The sequence below is a fragment of the Bradyrhizobium sp. Leaf396 genome (assembly GCF_001424605.1).
Lineage (GTDB): Bacteria > Pseudomonadota > Alphaproteobacteria > Rhizobiales > Xanthobacteraceae > Bradyrhizobium > Bradyrhizobium japonicum_C.
On sequence record NZ_LMQJ01000034.1, the window covers coordinates 285,090 to 298,730 of the forward strand.

Consider the following 13,641-nt stretch of genomic DNA (forward strand, 5'->3'; position numbering starts at 1 on the left):
CTCTCCCTCCAAGGAGGCCAACGCGGTGCGTTACGCCTTCGGCGAAGCCACTTGCGGCTCTTACCCCGCCGCAGGCAGCGCGCTGTCCGGCGGAGCGCCCCATGGGCGGTCGGCCGAGGCAAGCCCGATCAGACGGCCCTGGATGTAGTCGCAGCCCCAGTCGCGCAGCATGCTCGCTGCTTCTTCGTCCTGCACCCATTCCGCCACCGTCTTGATGTCGAGGCGGCGGGCGAGATCGATCAGGGTCTGCACGAAAGCGCGGTCGTCGGCGGAATGGGTGATGTTCTGCACGAAAGCGCCGTCGATCTTCACGATGTCCACGCCGAGCTTGCGCAGATTGCGGAACGAGGTGTAGCCGGCACCGAAATCGTCGATGGCGATACGGCTGCCGAAATGCTTGAGGCGGCTGACGAAGGCACGGACATCGTCGATGTCCTGGATCGCGACCGTCTCCGTGATCTCGATGATCAGCCGCTCGGCAACACCGGGATGGGCCAGCATCAGCGATTCGATCCCCGCCCACCAGTCCGGATCCATCGTCGTATCAGGCGAGATGTTGAGGCTGAGGCAGACGTCGGGTGCGGCTGCGAGCTCGGCGACCACGAGTTCGAGCACGCGATGATCGACCAGGCGGATCAGGCCGAGCCGCTCGGCGACCGGCACGATGTCGGGCGCGAGCAGCACCTGGCCGTTGCCCTGGTCCATCCGCACCAGGCATTCATGGAATGCGCGCTCGCGCGAGACGGCCGAGACCACGGGCTCATAGGCTAGCCTGATGCGCCGCTCGTTGAGCGCAGTGACGATCTCGTCGGTGACGCGGATGTTGACCCGGCGCTGCGCGTCGCGCGCAGCATCCGGACGCCATACCGCGAACGAGCCGGCGCGGCGGCGCTTGGCAGCGTCAAGCGTCTCATGGGCGCGATTGACGGCTTCATCGGTGTTGCGGGCATAGCGCGGCAGGCTGACCGCGCCGATCGACGCGGTGACCGAGACCGGGCCTGATTTCGTCGGCACCACGTCGGTGCGAATGCCGGCGAGGAAGCGCTCCGCGGCAACGTTCATGTCGTCGACGGTACAGTTCTTGAGGATCAGGCCGAACTTGTTGCCTGAGAAGCGACCAAGCACGTCGCCGCCGCGCAGACGCGCGCGAATCCGCTTGGCGACATCGAGGATCACGGCATCGGCGACATCGAAGCCGAAGGCATCGTTGACTCGGGCGAGATGATCGATCCCGACCAGCATGAAGGCGGCGGTCGAACGGAAGCGGGTCGCCTCCTCGATCGCCTCTGCCAGCGCGCCGAGCAGATGGGAGCGGTTGAGCTCGCCGGTCAACGGATCGAGCCGGGCCAGCTTGGCCAGCTCTTCGTCGCGGGCGTGACGCTCGTTGTTGATGCGGACAGCACCGATCGCACGCGTGGGGCGGCCATCGGGGCCTGCGAACCAGCGGCCGGTCTCCTCCACCCAGACCACGGGGTCGGAGGCGTTCATGCGTACGCCATACTCAACCCGGTACGGCGTGCCATCGGCGCCGTGCACGGCGGAGGTCTGCGCCAGAGCTGCGCTCCGCAGCGTTTGCGCGGGCTCGATCAGCTTGGCGAATTCGGCGCCGGTCGCCAGCCGCTCGGCCGGAATACCGGGAAAGATGCTGGTGACCTGCTCGCCCCAGGCGATGGAATCGCTGGCGATGTCCCAGGCGAACACGGCCTGGCCAAGCGCGGCCAGGATGTCTGAGGCTTGCGGCAGTGTGGGGATCAAAATCGCCTCGTTTCGGGACAGTGGAGAAGTCCTGAGCCGGCACAGGATAGAGCCAGATTCGCCCCCGACCCTAGGCAAAGTTGATAAACAATTTGGAAACCACGTTTCCCTGGCGTGGGGAACCAAGCCGGCCCGGCCGGCATAGGCCTTGCGAGTACAGGACTCGCACCGGCGCTCGCGTCCCGAAACGCGACAATCTCGCCGGGTCAACGGTGAATGCGATGTTGAGTACCGATGGGTCTGACGCGGCGGACAACGGCACGGGCACGGCTCTGGTGGCGGTGATGCCGACGTTGCAATGGGTTCACAAGGCGCCCCTGCCGCGGCCCGACCCCAGCTTCATCACTCAGCTCATCGCCAACGCCGAATGTCCGCCCCAGACGAGCCGATTCCGCCGTGCCTCTTCCGAGGATGCGCGGACGGCATATGGCAGCAAGCGTCCGCTCGGAAGCGTCGCCGCACGAACACGGCAGGTGGCCTGAGGCCGATCAGCGCGGCGGCGTATCAGACGCGGGTGGCGTACCGTTGCCCGGCTGAAGATGGGGCGAGGGTATTTCCGGCGAGGGAGCGCCCTGCGCCGGCTTCGGTGCGGGATGATCCATCAGCACGGACTCGGCGACGGATTGCGCCGAGGGGGCGGGCGGCTCTACCGGTGCCGGCGCCGGTTGCGGCGCGATCACCGGCTCGAACTTGGAGGGAGCCTCCGCATCATCCGCCGGCGTCTCCGCCTTGCGCTTGACCTTGCGTGGCGCGGGTACTGTCGTCTCGGCGACATAGGTGACGCGCCGGCGCGTACGCTGGGCAATGCCGCCGAGGAAGTCGGCCATCGCCAGCAGCACCAGCAGGAAAAAGGTGGAGTTGCTGAATTTGGGCCACATCACGAATTCGGCCGCAGCAGCACCGAACACGATCAGCGACAGCAAGTGATCCATCAGGAATTTCGAGCCCGGCCGCGCGCCCTTGACCACTTCGAGCAGCAGCAACACCACGCCCAGTGCGAGCAGGAGGTCGGCGAGTGTGACCGGCCAGACCTCGCCGGACATCATCGGCACCGTGAACAGCACGTCCGTAAAGGACACGGTCGGCATCAGGAAGGCGATGATGTTGTAGACCGCAAGCGGAATCAGAAGCAGCGGGAAACCGACCATCGGCGAGATGCCTTCTCGATCAAGATATCCGGACAGAGCAATGCAGCGGCGAAGCATTCGCTCCGCCGCCGTCACCGTCTAGCTCATGGGTTGGCCAAAATCAGGCGGGCCCAATCCTCCCGCCTGAAGAAAGATCCTGCCCTCAGGACTCTTTCTTCTTCAGGACCTGACGGCCCTTGTACATGCCGGTCTTGAGGTCGAGATGGTGCGGACGACGGAGCTCGCCGGAGTCCTTGTCTTCCACATAGGTCGGCTTCTTGATGGCGTCTGCCGAGCGGCGCATGCCACGGCGCGACGGCGAGGTTTTTCTTCTCGGAACGGCCATTTCAATATCCTCTAGGGATTGGTGTTCAGGGCATCGTCCGCGAAGGACGGCTCAGCACCCGCAATACGAGGCGAGCTGAATGCCGATCAAGGCCGGGCTTATAGAGGAAGGCAGGCCGTAAAGCTAGGCTCTTGGGCCGGAAAATACGCCCGGAATGGGTCCGAAATCAGCGATTTTCCCGCCAGCAGGTCGCAAGCGAGCTTGCCTGCCCCCGCGCCATATAGGTGGCCGCCAGCCGCCGGACACCTGGGCCAGGGCTCCGGGCACTGCGTTTGACGGGATTCGGCAGGATCGAGGCCAGAAGCGCGGCCTCGCGTGGAGAGAGGCTTCCGGCCGACTTGCCGAAGGCATAGGCGCTGGCCGCCTCGACACCAAATTGCCCCTGCGGGCCCAACTCGGCGATGTTGAGGTAAATTTCGAGAATCCGCGGCTTGGGGAGGACGAGATCGATCCAGAGCGCCAGCGGGAATTCCAGTGCTTTGCGGACGAAATCCCGCCCCTGCCAGAGGAACAGGTTTTTTGCGACCTGCTGGGTTATGGTGGAGGCGCCCCGGAACGGGGTGCCGTCCTCCTGCGCATCGTCGATCGCCTCGCGCAGCGCACCCCAGTCGATGCCGTGATGCTTGCAGAAATGGGCGTCTTCGGCCGCCACCACGGCGCGCGGCAGGTAGGGCGACATGTTCGCCAGATCGATCCACTCTCGGTGCATCGGCGCGCCGCGAAGCGCGCGCCAGGCCATCAGCGTCGAAACGGGATGCCCGGTGCGGTAGAACGGCGCAATGACATAGGGCGCAAGAGCTGCGACTGCGAGCACCAGGAGAAGGATCTTGACGATGCGCAAATCGACCTTTCCGGCGCTCGATGAAACGCGGCCATGGGCTGAGCCATTAAGTCTGTGATAATCCGGACCTTTTCCAGCACTTTTTAGGCCTTCCAAACGATTGACTGGGGCCGGTTCATAAAGGATTGTCCCGCCGAATTTTAGTTCTGGAGCCTTTCTTGATGACCGGCACGTCCCCGTCCGATTTCGCCAAACGTCTGGACAAGACCGCTGATGACACCGAAGCCCTGCTCGGGCGCCTGCTGTCTGACGACATCCTGCACGACGAGATCGCCCGGCCCAAGCGACTGATGGACGCAATGCGCTATTCGACCCTGAATGGCGGGAAACGCCTGCGGCCGTTCCTGGTGGTCGAGAGTGCCGCGGTGTTCAGTGTGCCGCGCGAGGCGGCCCTGCTGGTGGGCGCCGCGCTCGAATGCATCCACTGCTATTCGCTGATTCATGACGATCTGCCGGCAATGGACAATTCCGACCTGCGTCGCGGTCGCCCGACGTTGCATAAGAAGACCGATGATGCCACCGCGATCCTCGCCGGCGACGGCCTCCTGACGCTCGCCTTCGACATCATCACCCGCGACGAGGTCCATCGCGACGCCAATGTGCGGCTGTTGCTGACGCGCGCGCTGGCGCGCTGCGCCGGCATCGGCGGCATGGTAGGCGGGCAGATCCTCGATCTCGCCGGCGAGGGCCGCTTCGGCGGAAACGAGCCGATCGATGTCGCCCGCATTCAGCAGATGAAGACCGGCGCGCTGCTGCGCTACGGCTGCATCGCGGGCGCCATCCTCGGGCAGGCCTCGCAGAAGGAATATCAGGCGCTCGACGATTACGGCCGCGCGCTGGGCGAGGCCTTCCAGATCGCCGACGATCTGCTCGACGTCGAGGGCGATGCGGCCGCGCTGGGCAAGCCCTCCGGCCAGGACGCAGCGCTCGGCAAGACCACCTTCGTCACCCAGCTCGGCATCGAAGGCGCCAAGCAGCGCGTGCGCGATCTGCTCGCGCGGGCGGACAGCGCCGTGTCGATCTTCGGCGACCGCGCCGGGGTACTGCAGGCTGCGGCGCGCTTCGTCGCCGAACGGAAGAACTGACGCGCGACGATGGCGGCCGGCGGCAAAGAGGATCCCGTCCTCGTCCGCTTCCGCCAGATGTCGCGGCCGGTGCGGCTGATCTATGCGCGGCCGCGGACCTTCGTCGCACTCGCTGTCGGCATCCTGGTCTGCCTGCTGTTGCCGGGGACGTACCGGCTGGTGACACGGCTCCTGCTCGGCTGGAATGCGCTGATCGCGGTCTATCTCGTGCTGGTCTACGCCATGATGGTCTGCAATGACCACCAGCACATCCGCCGCGCCGCCGCGATGCAGGACGACGGCCGCTTCGTGATCCTGCTCGTGACGGCGACCGGCGCCTTCGCCAGCATCGCGGCGATCGTCTCCGAGCTCGGCATCCCGCATCGGGGAGTCCTGGAGCTCACGATCGCGATCACCACAATCGCGTTGTCGTGGGCTGCCGTGCACACGACCTTCGCGCTGCATTACGCGCATGACTATTACCGCAACGCCAAGCCGGGCGGCCTGCAATTTCCGAGCGGCGACGAGAAAGACCACGCCGACTATTGGGACTTCGTCTATTTCTCGTTCGTGATCGGCATGACCGCGCAAGTCTCCGACGTAGGCATCACGGACAAGACAATCCGCCGCACCGCTACGGCGCATGGGATCGTGTCGTTCATCTACAACACCGCGTTGCTCGCGCTGACGGTCAATATCGCGGCCAGCGCGATCCCAAACTGATCCAGTCGTCCCGGCCGACGCCGGGACGTCATTCGAGGGCGCTTCAGTAGCAGACCTCGGCATTGGCGTCGTTGCCGGGGCCGCCGCCGCCGCGATATTCGAGACGGCAACCGCGGTGGACCGGACGACAGCCGGTGCTGTTGCAGAAAATCTGCCCGCCACTCGAGGCGCGGCTGCCGCCAGCGGCAGCGGCGATGCCGGCAGCAGCACCATAGCCACCTGCAGCGCCAGCAGCCGCACCGCCGGCCTGACGACGCTGCCGTGCAGGACGCTCATCACGGTCGTCGCGCTTGGCCGACGCGGGCTTGGCCGGCTTGGCCGCACGCTGCTTTTCGCACTCATTGTCGTCGTTGACGGCATAGCCCTGGCGGCAGACGATTTTCGTGCACTTGTCGCCGTCAGCCTTGAAGCCATGCTCGCAGACCAGCGGACAGACGCGCGACGGCTTCGATTTGACCGCATCGAGCGCATCGGTGCTCGCCACCTTCACGTCGAGCTTGGTGCCGGCGTAGCGATTGAACTGCGACAGCGATCGCTGCGCGGACGTATTCCAATTGCCGTCGGCTTGGCCGGAGAAGCAGCCTACGCGGCCGAGTTCGGCCTGCACCGAGCGGTTGAGATCGGCTGGTGCGATCGCCGGGGTCAGAGAGGCCACGCTGGTGCCTGCGGGGCTCGCTGTGCTGGCCGGTGCAGCACTCGGCGCCGCGGCGGCGAGGTTGACACGCTGCTGCTCGGCCGCAGCCGCCTGCTGCTGCGCCTGCTCCTTGGCCTTCTGCGCGGCAAGCTGCGCCTGTTCGGCGGCCTTCGCATCGGCCGCGGCCTTGGCCTGCGCTTCCTTCTGGGCGCCGAGCGCGGCAAGACGATCGCGCTCCGCCTCGGCCTGCTTCGCCTTCGCGATGGCTGCCGCATGGGCCTGTTCGGCGCTGATCTTCTCGATCTGAAGCCTGGCAAGGCTCGCATAGAAGCCGTCGGGATGCTGGGCGAGGAAGGCTTCCCACGCCGGCCTGCTGCCAACCTGAAGCGCAAGCTCGTAGTCCCGCCGGATATCGGCTTGGGGATTCGCCGGCGCTATAGCGGCCACCTTGACCGGCACCAGCGGCATGTCCTCGCCGCCGAGGGAACCGTAGACGAACGGCTCCTGCTTGTTGCCCGTCGACCTGAGCACCTCATCGCGCACGAAGCCGAAGGCACGGCGGACGTCGAGACCGGGTGTTGTCAGATGCTTCGAAAGCGCAACCGTGAATGGACTGTTGACACCGTCGCCATCCTGCGCCGTGAAGCCGGCCTTGGCCGAATAGGCAATCAACGTGTTGGGGCTGGTCGGCTCGACCTGGGCGAGGCCCCGGCCGAAGCCACGCGATGCAATCGTGCGCTTCATCCGCTTGCCGAACGGATTGTCGCGGCAGGCATCCAGGATCACCAGACGAAGCTGCTTTGCAGGCTCGACCGCGACCAGGACACGGTCGAGCGAGAGCGCCTCGTCGTAGACGTCGGTATCGCGCTCGAGCTTGGCATCCACCGGAATCAGGTAGTTCGAGCCCTCGACCTCGATGCCATGGCCGGCATAGTAGACCACGGCGATATCGGCATCGCGGGTCGCGTCGGCGAAGTCGCGCAGCACGCGCCGCGTGTCCTGCGCCGACAGATCGTGCCGGGAATCGACGACGTCGAAGCCGGCCTCCTTCAGCGTCCTGGCCATCACGGATCCGTCGTTGACGGGGTTGGCGAGCGACGGCGCGTGCTGATAGGCCGAATTGGCGAGCACCAGAGCGACGCGCTTCCCGGCAAGGGCGGGCCCGGCGCCGACCAGCAGCCCGAGGGCGACGAAAAGCGGACAAAGTCTGAGCAAAATGCGCATGACACCACTTCCGATAGTTCCGGGCCGGCTGGGCCCCTTGGACCGCTTTAGCAGCATCCGCCGCAGGCGCTTGTGATGGAGGTCACGAAGGCCACCGACGACGGGCCGACAGCCCCTTTTTGGTTTGTCGCGCCAGTGCTGTCGCGGTTCGCCGGCAGATGCGGGCGAGCGGGTTCCCCTCAGACAACCCCGATGTGCTCCCGATATTGCGGCAGTTCGTCCGCAATTTCATGCCAGAGCGGCTTTGAGTCCACGAAAATGTGGGCATCCGTGGCGGATCGAGGGGAGAATCGAGCAGGGCTCCATACGACAGGGACCGCCCCTCCTTCACGGGCCAGGAATAGGGCAACGAGCCGGACGACGACAATGGGCATCGCGGGTGGTGTCGTCGCATCTTGATGTGTACGACTAGGACTGCCCGAAGCCATCATGCAAAGGAATGACCCATGAGCCCAAACCGGTCGAGCGTCGAAGCCGTCGTGCAATCCTATTTTGACGGACTTTATGAGGGCGACGCCGAAAAGCTCGGCGCCATCTTCCATCCCTCCGCCGATCTGCGCTGGGTCGAGAAGGGCGAGCTCCAGGTTCTGACGGTGCCTGACTGGCTCGATCGCGTCCGCAAGCGCGCCTCGGCCAAGGCAGAAGGCAAGCCACGCGAGGATTTCATTGTCACGATCGACCGGTCGGACGACAAGACCGCCTTCATCAAGGTCAGATGCCAGCTTCCGCCGCGGTATTTCACCGACTATCTGGTCGCGATGAAGCTCGCCGACGGCTGGCAGATCGTGTCGAAATCGTACCGGTATGACCTGAGGGAGTGAAAAGGCTCGACCTTTAGCTGCCCGAAATCGGACGCACTCGCTGTCCATTTTCCGTCATTGCGCGCGAAGCGACGCAATCCAGAGTCTTTCCGCGGAGACAGGCTGGATTGCTTCGTCGCTCCGCTCCCTCGCAATCACGATGTCTGAAAACTCTCCATGATTCTCGACCGCCGTTCCCTGCTCGCCTCACTCTGCTGGATGGCTGCCGCCCCCGTGCTGGCCGCGGACGCGCCGCCGGAGCTCGAAGCCTACGAGCGCGAGAGCGGCGGGCGGGTTGGGCTCTATGCGGAGAATCTTGCAACTGGCAGAAAGCTCGCCTGGCGCGCCGACGAGCGGTTCGTGATGTGCTCGACCTTCAAGGCCTCGCTTGCGGCCTGCGTGCTGGCGCGGGTCGATCGGGGCGAGGAGCAGCTTGCGGCCATGATCCCTTTTGGCCAGACCGACCTGCTCGATTACGCACCGGTGGCGAGGCAAAACCTCGCGGCCGGCGAGATGTCCGTCGCTGAAATGTGCAAGGCGATCGTCGAGCTCAGCGACAACACTTGCGCCAATCTGCTGCTGGCGCGGATCGGCGGCCCTTCCGCCCTGACCGCATTCTGGCGATCGATCGGTGACACCATTTCACGCCTCGACCACGACGAGCCTGAACTCAACCGTTCACCGCCCGGCAATCCCCAGGACACCACGACGCCAACAGCGATGGCGGGCAATTTGCGGCGGCTGGTGACGGGCGCGGCGCTGTCGCCAGGCTCGCGTGCCCAGCTCACCGACTGGATGGTGAACTGCAAGACCGGGGCAAACCGGCTGCGTGGCGGGCTCCCCGCGAGCTGGAAGATCGGCGACAAGACCGGCTACAACGGCAAGGACGCGGCGGGCGACGTCGCGGTGGCTTGGCCGAAGCCCGAGACGCCGATCCTGATCGCGGCCTATGTCCAAGGCGGCTCGCCGACCGCGGAGCAGATCGCGGCCGTGTTCGCACGAATGGGGCGCATGGTGACGGAACGGCTCGCGTAAGCCACGCGGATTGACGTTGCGATCGCTTCCGGGTGAAGACAGACCGTCATGGAAGCGAAATTTCAGACTTTCCTCATCCTGCTGACCGTGCTGGCAGGTACCGCTCTCGTCGCGCGCCGCTTCAACATCGCGCCTGCCATTCTGCTGATGCTCTCCGGCGTGGGGCTCGCTTTCGTGCCGGGCATGCCCCCGGTGGAATTGCCGCCGGAGCTGGTGCTCTTGATGGTGCTGCCGCCGCTGATCTACTCGGCAAGCGTCGCCATGAGCTGGCGCGAATTCAGGAACAATCTGCGCCCTATCGTCCTGCTCGCTGTCGGCGCGGTCATCTTCACCGCGGCGCTGGTGGCGGCCGCAACACACTACATGATCGGCCTGCCCTGGACCGTCGCCTTCCTGCTCGGGGCCATCGTCGCGCCGCCCGACGTGGTGGCACCGCTCGCGATCGCGCGCCGGCTCAACATGCCGCGCCGGCTCCTGGTCATCCTCGAGGGTGAAGGGCTCGCCAACGATGCCACTGCGCTGATCCTCTACCGCTTCGCGCTCGCGGCGATCATGGTCGGGAATTTCTCCCTGCCGCTCGCGGCCGGCGAGTTCCTGCTCATCATCGCCAGCGAGATCGCCTTCGGTGTCGGGGTCGGCTGGCTCTCATTGCGCTTCCGCAAATGGTCCGGAGATCCGCAGGTCGAGCTGACGCTGTCGCTGATCACACCTTACGTCTCCTACTGGTTGCCCGAACACGTCGGCGGCTCCGGCGTGATCGCGACCGTCGCCTGCGGCCTCTATGTGAGCTGGAACGGGCCATTGCTGATCTCGTCCGCAACGCGCCTGCAAGGCATCTTCTTCTGGGATCTCGTGATCTACCTGATCGAAGGCATGCTGTTCCTGCTGACCGGCTTCCAGATGCGCGCGCTCTACGAAAAATCGAAGACCTTCCCGCTCGACGACATCCTCATCGCGACGGCCGTGGTCCTGGTCATCGTCGTGGTCGCGCGCTTCGCATGGCTCTATCCCGCAACTTATCTGCCGCGGATGCTCAGCAAATCGCTGCGCAAGCGCGACCCGTCGCCACCATGGCAATGGCCGTTCGTGCTCGCCTTCACCGGCGTGCGCGGCGCGGTGTCGCTGGCGGCCGCGCTGGCGCTGCCGTTCACATTGCCGGACGGCGAGGCCTTTCCATATCGCGACTTGATCCTGTTCGTCGCCTTCGGTGTCATCTTCGTCACGCTGATCGGCGTCGGCCTGACGCTGCCGCCGGTCGTGCGCTGGCTGGGCGTCGCCGAAGCCGGCCGGCATGAGCATGCCGCCGAGCACGACGCCGAGATTGCCGCACGCCGTCAGGCGCTCGATGCCGCGCTGAAATCGCTCGACGCGTTGACCGAGCAGAAGGACGTCTCCGACGAAGTGATGCGGCTGCTGCGCGCTCGCCACGAGATACGCTTGAACCAGCTTCCCGACGCGCTCGATCCCAACCATCACGACATCTCGGCCGCCGGTACCGCGCTGACACGGGAACTGATCGCCGCCGAGAGAGCATTCATCCACAATCTCCTGCGGAGAGGCCAGATCACCGACGAGACGCGACGACGGATCGAGCGCGATCTCGATCTGGAGGAGGCGAGTCTGGCGAACCGGGAATATCGCGAGGCGCTCCTGTAGCTTCTCGTTGTTGCTTCGCTCGCAATGATTGCTGTTGAACCGGCAGATCAAACTACCGCCTCGCGCAAAACTCCCTCATTGCAGCCGCGACGGCTCCGGCGACCGCCTCGTGCCGCTCCGGCGAGTTCATCTCCATTTCCTCGTCGCGATTGATGATCGAGCCGGCCTCGAGCAGCACCGCGGCGCTCCTCGTCCGCGACAGCACGACGAGCCCATCATAGCGATAGACGCCCACGTCCTTGTCGAGCAGCTGGCGCCGGTAGCGGCCCATGACCGGCAGGGTGTATTGGCTGGCATAGCGCAGGCCCTGCTCCTTCAACTGCCTGCCAATGATCCGGGCCAGCATCAGGCTGGTGGCGAAGTGCTGATTCTGTCGCGAGACGAACAGCGAATGACCCGAAAAGCGGTCGCTGAAATAGCTCTTGGCCCCGTCGAATTCCCAGGTCTCGAGCAGCTTGTCCGGCACCGAATCATGATGGACCGACAGGAACAGATCGGCCTTGCCTTCGTTCGCGGCGCTGACGCGCTTGAACAGGCTCGGCCGCGCTTTGCCGTCCGTGACGAGCAGGCGTGTCGCGGCAAATCCTTCGGACTTGAGCTTCGTCGTGATCAGTCTGGCGAGGCGGAAGTTGAAGCCGAACTCCGGATCATTGCGCGCACTCAACGCGCCGTAGGAGTCCGGAGTGTGTCCGACATCGACGACGATTCGAAACTTCGGGATTTCGCATTTGGCAGGTGACAGCTGCTTGGCCTTGGGTCCAACGACCTTTCGCGCGGGAACTGCCTCGCTGCTGCCAACGACCGCAAGCGACGACAGCGGGATCGCCGTGAGCAGCCCGACGATGAAGCTCCGCAGGTGCCTCAAGCGCTACTCCGCCGCTGCGACCTGGGACGATCGACGAAGCCGGCAACGTCCGCCGAAGCGTTCCGGGATCCCCGCAAGCAGGTCCCTCGAGTTGCTGGGACCCTGCTTGCCGGCGAGCAATCTCATGGCGTGCCCCGATCATTGTTGATCGGGCGCATCGTAGCGCGCGACGACAGATACGCAATCTGCGCTGCAAAGCCGTCGTCCCGGACCTGCGCTACGGCCCGCTGCGCTTGTCGGGACGACGGAGGTGTGTGGTGCGCTAGCGGGGTGAGATCACTCCGCCGCAGAGACCGGCACCTTGGCGCCCTGGCCGTAGCGCTGGTCGATGTAGTCGATCACCAGCGCCTTGAAGTCGGCCGAGATGGTCGGACCGCGCAGCGTTCGGAACTTCTTGCCGTCGACGAACACGGGCGCGGCCGGGGCTTCGCCGGTGCCGGGCAGCGAGATGCCGATATTGGCATGCTTGGATTCACCGGGGCCGTTGACGATGCAGCCCATCACCGCGACGTTGAGTTCTTCCACGCCGGGATATTTCGTTTTCCAGGTCGGCATCTCGTCGCGGATGAAATCCTGGATCGAGCGGGCCAGCTCCTGGAAGGTGGTCGAGGTGGTGCGGCCGCAGCCGGGGCACGCCGCAACCAGCGGCACGAAGGTGCGGAAACCCATGGTCTGCAGCAGCTCCTGGCCGACCTGCACCTCACGGGTGCGGTCGCCGCCGGGCTCCGGCGTCAGCGAGATGCGGATGGTGTCGCCGATGCCCTGCTGCAGCAGGATGCCGAGCGCCGCCGAGGACGCCACGATGCCCTTCGAGCCCATGCCGGCTTCGGTCAGGCCGAGGTGGATGGCGTAATCCGAACGGCGGGCCAGATCCTGGTAGACCGCGATCAGATCCTGCACCGCCGAGACTTTTGCCGAGAGGATGATGCGATCCTTCGGCATGCCGAGCTCCTCGGCGCGCGCGGCCGAGAGCAACGCCGACTGCACCATGGCCTCGCGCGTCACCGCGCGCACGTCGCGCGGATTCGGCGAGGCGGCGTTCTCGTCCATCAGCTTGGTCAGGAGCTCCTGGTCGAGCGAGCCCCAGTTGGCTCCGATGCGCACCGGCTTGCTGTTCTTGTTCGCGATCTCGATGATGTCGGCGAACTGGGTGTCGCGCTTGTCCTTGAAGCCGACATTACCGGGATTGATGCGGTACTTGGCGAGCGCCTCGGCGCAGGCCGGATAGGCCGCGAGCAGCTTGTGGCCGATGTAATGGAAGTCGCCGATCAGGGGCGTGGTGATGCCGCGCTTGGCGAGGCCGTCGCGGATATAAGGAACGGCGGCTGCTGCCTCCTCGCGGTCCACGGTAATGCGGACCATTTCGGAGCCGGCGCGCGCGAGCGCTGCGACCTGGGCGATGGTGCTATCGACATCGGCGGTGTCGGTGTTGGTCATCGACTGCACGACGATCGGTGCTCCGCCACCGACGGCGACGTCGCCGACCTTGACCTGGGTGGTCCGATGCCGGGGCGCCGGGCCCGCAATGTCGGAATCGAGAGGGTTTTCGAGCTTGTTCATGGGGGTCCAAA

13 protein-coding genes are annotated in these 13,641 nt (G+C 65.3%); 6 read left to right on the forward strand and 7 right to left on the reverse strand.

Going from position 1 to position 13,641, the window contains the following annotated elements; translation table 11 throughout:
* Positions 1–60: 60 nt before the first annotated feature.
* Entirely contained in the window at positions 61–1,755 is a 1,695-nt protein-coding gene (locus ASG57_RS26015; RefSeq protein ID WP_057198107.1) for a bifunctional diguanylate cyclase/phosphodiesterase, read from the reverse strand.
* Between the two features lie 221 nt (positions 1,756–1,976).
* Between ASG57_RS26015 and ASG57_RS26020 the strand changes: the two genes are divergently transcribed.
* Positions 1,977–2,237 carry a hypothetical protein gene (locus ASG57_RS26020; protein WP_024336959.1) on the forward strand — a complete coding sequence of 87 codons (261 nt, stop codon included), beginning with the start codon at positions 1,977–1,979 and terminating at the stop codon, positions 2,235–2,237.
* Between the two features lie 6 nt (positions 2,238–2,243).
* On the opposite strand, the gene ASG57_RS26025 is transcribed toward ASG57_RS26020, so the two are convergent.
* From ASG57_RS26025 to mtgA, 3 genes are all read right to left on the reverse strand, one after another.
* Positions 2,244–2,903 carry a hypothetical protein gene (locus ASG57_RS26025; protein ID WP_057198233.1) on the reverse strand — a complete coding sequence of 220 codons (660 nt, stop codon included), beginning with the start codon at positions 2,901–2,903 and terminating at the stop codon, positions 2,244–2,246.
* 142 nt (positions 2,904–3,045) lie between these two features.
* The gene (gene rpmF, locus ASG57_RS26030; RefSeq protein ID WP_007598106.1) at positions 3,046–3,228 is read right to left on the reverse strand and encodes a 50S ribosomal protein L32; all 183 of its coding nucleotides are present in this window, start codon (positions 3,226–3,228) and stop codon (positions 3,046–3,048) included.
* A 166-nt stretch (positions 3,229–3,394) separates the two neighbouring features.
* Complete coding sequence (gene mtgA / locus ASG57_RS26035; RefSeq protein ID WP_024336957.1) at positions 3,395–4,069, reverse strand: monofunctional biosynthetic peptidoglycan transglycosylase; 675 nt, start codon at positions 4,067–4,069, stop codon at positions 3,395–3,397.
* Between the two features lie 161 nt (positions 4,070–4,230).
* On the opposite strand from mtgA, the gene ASG57_RS26040 reads away from it, so the two are divergent.
* A complete protein-coding gene (locus tag ASG57_RS26040) occupies positions 4,231–5,154 on the forward strand; it encodes a polyprenyl synthetase family protein (RefSeq protein WP_057198109.1) in 924 nt (307 codons plus the stop codon).
* Positions 5,155–5,163: 9 nt separating this feature from the next.
* Complete coding sequence (locus ASG57_RS26045; protein ID WP_057198111.1) at positions 5,164–5,856, forward strand: DUF1345 domain-containing protein; 693 nt, start codon at positions 5,164–5,166, stop codon at positions 5,854–5,856.
* A gap of 43 nt (positions 5,857–5,899) precedes the next feature.
* Here the strand turns inward: ASG57_RS26045 and ASG57_RS26050 are convergent, their stop codons facing one another.
* A complete protein-coding gene (locus ASG57_RS26050; RefSeq protein ID WP_057198113.1) occupies positions 5,900–7,714 on the reverse strand; it encodes a caspase family protein in 1,815 nt (604 codons plus the stop codon).
* 446 nt (positions 7,715–8,160) lie between these two features.
* Between ASG57_RS26050 and ASG57_RS26055 the strand changes: the two genes are divergently transcribed.
* The 3 genes from ASG57_RS26055 to ASG57_RS26065 all read left to right on the forward strand — a co-directional run bounded on the left by ASG57_RS26055 (position 8,161) and on the right by ASG57_RS26065 (position 11,205).
* The gene (locus ASG57_RS26055) at positions 8,161–8,535 is read left to right on the forward strand and encodes a nuclear transport factor 2 family protein (RefSeq protein ID WP_024336953.1); all 375 of its coding nucleotides are present in this window, start codon (positions 8,161–8,163) and stop codon (positions 8,533–8,535) included.
* Positions 8,536–8,691: 156 nt separating this feature from the next.
* On the forward strand, positions 8,692–9,549 hold the full coding sequence (gene bla, locus ASG57_RS26060; protein WP_024336952.1) for a class A beta-lactamase: 858 nt from the start codon (positions 8,692–8,694) through the stop codon (positions 9,547–9,549).
* A 48-nt stretch (positions 9,550–9,597) separates the two neighbouring features.
* Complete coding sequence (locus tag ASG57_RS26065) at positions 9,598–11,205, forward strand: Na+/H+ antiporter (RefSeq protein ID WP_057198115.1); 1,608 nt, start codon at positions 9,598–9,600, stop codon at positions 11,203–11,205.
* Positions 11,206–11,257: 52 nt separating this feature from the next.
* On the opposite strand, the gene ASG57_RS26070 is transcribed toward ASG57_RS26065, so the two are convergent.
* The gene (locus tag ASG57_RS26070) at positions 11,258–12,070 is read right to left on the reverse strand and encodes an N-acetylmuramoyl-L-alanine amidase (RefSeq protein ID WP_057198118.1); all 813 of its coding nucleotides are present in this window, start codon (positions 12,068–12,070) and stop codon (positions 11,258–11,260) included.
* A 276-nt stretch (positions 12,071–12,346) separates the two neighbouring features.
* Positions 12,347–13,630, reverse strand: a complete 1,284-nt coding sequence (gene ispG, locus ASG57_RS26075; RefSeq protein WP_024336949.1) for a flavodoxin-dependent (E)-4-hydroxy-3-methylbut-2-enyl-diphosphate synthase — start codon at positions 13,628–13,630, stop codon at positions 12,347–12,349.
* Between the last annotated feature and the right edge of the window lie 11 nt (positions 13,631–13,641).

Coding starts and splice junctions, on each gene's coding strand:
- ASG57_RS26020 (WP_024336959.1), top strand. CDS start 1,977: ATGTTGAGTACCGATGGGTCTGACGCGGCGGACAACGGCACGGGCACG.
- ASG57_RS26025 (WP_057198233.1), bottom strand. CDS start 2,903: ATGGTCGGTTTCCCGCTGCTTCTGATTCCGCTTGCGGTCTACAACATC.
- bla (WP_024336952.1), top strand. CDS start 8,692: ATGATTCTCGACCGCCGTTCCCTGCTCGCCTCACTCTGCTGGATGGCT.
- ASG57_RS26045 (WP_057198111.1), top strand. CDS start 5,164: ATGGCGGCCGGCGGCAAAGAGGATCCCGTCCTCGTCCGCTTCCGCCAG.
- ASG57_RS26050 (WP_057198113.1), bottom strand. CDS start 7,714: ATGCGCATTTTGCTCAGACTTTGTCCGCTTTTCGTCGCCCTCGGGCTG.
- rpmF (WP_007598106.1), bottom strand. CDS start 3,228: ATGGCCGTTCCGAGAAGAAAAACCTCGCCGTCGCGCCGTGGCATGCGC.
- ASG57_RS26065 (WP_057198115.1), top strand. CDS start 9,598: ATGGAAGCGAAATTTCAGACTTTCCTCATCCTGCTGACCGTGCTGGCA.
- ASG57_RS26055 (WP_024336953.1), top strand. CDS start 8,161: ATGAGCCCAAACCGGTCGAGCGTCGAAGCCGTCGTGCAATCCTATTTT.
- ispG (WP_024336949.1), bottom strand. CDS start 13,630: ATGAACAAGCTCGAAAACCCTCTCGATTCCGACATTGCGGGCCCGGCG.
- ASG57_RS26040 (WP_057198109.1), top strand. CDS start 4,231: ATGACCGGCACGTCCCCGTCCGATTTCGCCAAACGTCTGGACAAGACC.